We start from the raw sequence: 1,498 nt of genomic DNA, 5'->3' as shown, positions 1-1,498 counted from the left end.
TGAACTGTGCCCTTCAAAATGGACAGTCTTAAAAAAAGACCTATAATTTAAGCAGCTAATAGATGACTCCCGTATTGCGCGGGAGTCATTCTATTTAGACTCCATTGGCAACGATTTGTATTGTAATCTTCCATATATTCTTCAATTAATCTGTGTAACTCATCAAAAGTTTGACACTCCAAATAATCAACTTCATCTTTAAAATGGCCAAAGAATGATTCCATAGGGGCGTTATCCCAACAGTTTCCCTTTCGGGACATGGATTGTTTCAGCCCTAGTTCTTTCACTCGGCGCTGGAACTCAGGATGTGTATAATGAACGCCTTGGTCTGAATGAATGATCGCTTCAGGATGAATCAGACCTTTTAGGGAATCAGAGAGCTTCTCCAATGTCTGATAGACAATCCCCATCTTGAGACTTCTAGATAAGTGAAAAGCGATGATTTCTCGTGTAACAGCGTCTTTGACACAAGAAAGATAAGCTGGTTGTCCAGAACCATAATAAACGTAAGTAATATCTGTGAGGAGAACTTTCCTCGGTTCTCCTTGGTTAAAATTCCTGTTTAAGTGGTTTGGAACGGCCTTATGCTCATGAGTGGCTTTCGCTATTTTCTTATAGGGCCTCGCTTGACGAATTGTGGCTTTAAGATTGAACTTATGCATGAGCCTCCGAATCTTTTTATGGTTCATCGTGACAAAATACTTATTCTCTAAAATCATTTTGATGGTGAGTGCACCTGCTTTTTTCTTCTTGGCCTCAAATATTTCCTTAATAAGTTCATAATCATGCCAATCTTTCTTCTCGTGAGTTAATCGAATCCTTTCAGCATGTATCCAAGCATAATATCCACTGCGACTGACTTCGGCTATTTCACAAAAATAACGGACCATATTCGTAAGATTATATTGACGAATGATTTGTTCAATTAACGAAAATTTTTCATTCGTTGTCATTTTCTCTTCTTCGAAGCCTGCCTTTCTAGTTCGTCTAGCTTTTTTAGGAATTCAAGTTCTGCCTCTAAATATTTAATACGAGCTTCAGCTTTTTTTAACTGATCTTCCTGTGAATACTCCTTGGATTTTGGTCTTCCTGCACTTCCTTTTCCACGTCGCTCTGTATAGAAGCCATCCTCCCCATATTGTTCAAACGTTTTTCTCCAACGTTTTAAGCAGCCTTTTGGTTTATCCGATCCAATCATATCTAAATCAAAGCCATGTTCGATAAAGATTTGGGTAGGTGATTTACCAGCTTGATTCTCTTTAATAGCCTTTACCTTAAAGTCTGGATGATAAGAAATCGAACGATTTGAAACCTGTTTCACATGTGGATTATTCTCTAATTCCTTTATTTGAAATTCATTAAAATTAATCTTACTCATTTTGATTTCCCCCGCCCATATATCTGAAATGATTATAAACGGGGTTCTAGTAAAAGGACATAGAAAAACCCCGAATAAGGGACTTTTTTTACTGTGTCCATTATTCGGGGTATAGTTCAC

The 1,498-nt window shown here is 37.6% G+C and carries 1 protein-coding gene; it reads right to left on the bottom strand.

The genetic code is table 11. From position 1 onward, the window contains the following. Window positions 1-47: 47 nt before the first annotated feature. A protein-coding gene (locus SB775_RS27280) for an IS3 family transposase (RefSeq protein ID WP_410864262.1) occupies window positions 48-1,378 on the bottom strand; the annotation gives its coding sequence in 2 pieces (ribosomal slippage) (window positions 48-1,006 and window positions 1,006-1,378; 1,332 coding nt in all). Window positions 1,379-1,498: the final 120 nt, after the last annotated feature.

It is taken from the genome of Peribacillus sp. SIMBA_075 (assembly GCF_046534585.1).
This window is presented reverse-complemented; position numbering and strand designations above follow the sequence as displayed.